The 1,131-nt window shown below is 33.1% G+C and carries 2 protein-coding genes; both read left to right on the top strand.

Annotation, left to right across the window (positions count from 1 at the left end; genetic code table 11):
* On the top strand, positions 1 to 336 hold a 336-nt coding region (locus ABHN01_RS25415; RefSeq protein WP_412761685.1), incomplete at its 5' end, for a Mu transposase domain-containing protein.
* Positions 326 to 1,078, top strand: a complete 753-nt coding sequence (gene istB / locus ABHN01_RS25410; RefSeq protein WP_000798699.1) for an IS21-like element IS232 family helper ATPase IstB — start codon at positions 326 to 328, stop codon at positions 1,076 to 1,078. The genes ABHN01_RS25415 and istB, both read left to right, overlap by 11 nt.
* Positions 1,079 to 1,131 lie beyond the last annotated feature (53 nt).

Genomic DNA, 1,131 nt, shown 5'->3' with positions numbered 1-1,131 from the left:
CTCCCGAAGAGCGCGATAAGAGATTCCTATATGATTAAGCATAAACTTGTAAAAGTTAATACATCAGGCATGATATCTTACAAATCGAATCAATACTCAGTTCCAGCTGAATATCAAGGTAAAACCGTCGGTTTACAAGTATATGATAATCAAATATATGTTTATCATAACATGAAGTTAATTGTACAACATAAAATCAGCCAATCTAAGCTCAATTATAAAGAAGAACATTATAAAAAAGCATTGGCTAAGTCACTACCTAAATATCCGAACATTGACAATTTGGCGAAACAAAATTTATCAGTAATTGGTGAGGTATATAGAAATGAAGAATAGCTATCAACAATTAACAACAAACCTAGAGTATTTAAAATTAAAACAAATGGCACAACATTTAGGTGACGTAGTCGATTTTAGCATTAATAATGAATTATCCTTCGTAGAGACACTTGTTAAACTGACAAACTATGAGATTGATGTACGAGAACAAAATATGATTCATTCTATGGTGAAAATGGGCGCATTTCCTCATAGAAAGGAGGTTGATGAGTTTGATTTCGAATTCCAGCCGAGTATTAATAAACAACAAATCTTAGATTTTATTTCTCTACGTTTCTTAGAGCAACAAGAAAACATAGTATTTTTAGGACCTAGTGGTGTTGGTAAGACCCATTTGGCCACGTCTATTGGTATAGCAGCAGCTAAAAAGCGAACAAGTACTTATTTTATTAAATGTCATGATTTACTTCAAAATTTAAAACGTGCCAAGATTGAGAATCGCCTAGAATCTCGTTTAAAGCACTATACAAAATACAAATTACTTATTATTGATGAAATTGGGTACTTGCCTATTGATCCGGAGGATGCAAAATTATTCTTTCAATTAATCGATATGCGTTATGAAAAGCGTAGTACCATCCTAACGACCAATATCAACTTCAAGTCTTGGGACGAAGTATTCCAGGACCCTAAACTCGCCAATGCCATACTAGATCGTGTCTTACATCATGCCACGGTGGTCAGTATTGTAGGACAATCCTATCGAATTAAAGATCATTTTAGCAAAGAAAATGATTGATTTTGTACATGCTTAAACAAGCGAAAATGTACATGTTTATCTTGACATTTACA

The sequence above is a fragment of the Fictibacillus sp. NRS-1165 genome (assembly GCF_050468105.1).
In the GTDB taxonomy this organism is placed as follows: domain Bacteria; phylum Bacillota; class Bacilli; order Bacillales; family Fictibacillaceae; genus Fictibacillus_C; species Fictibacillus_C terrinigri.
The sequence above is the reverse complement of the archived record's forward strand: the minus strand, read 5'-3'. Positions and strand labels throughout refer to the sequence as shown.

Excerpts from the sequence above, each read along its gene's own strand:
- istB (WP_000798699.1), top strand. The coding sequence starts at position 326 with ATGAAGAATAGCTATCAACAATTAACAACAAACCTAGAGTATTTAAAA.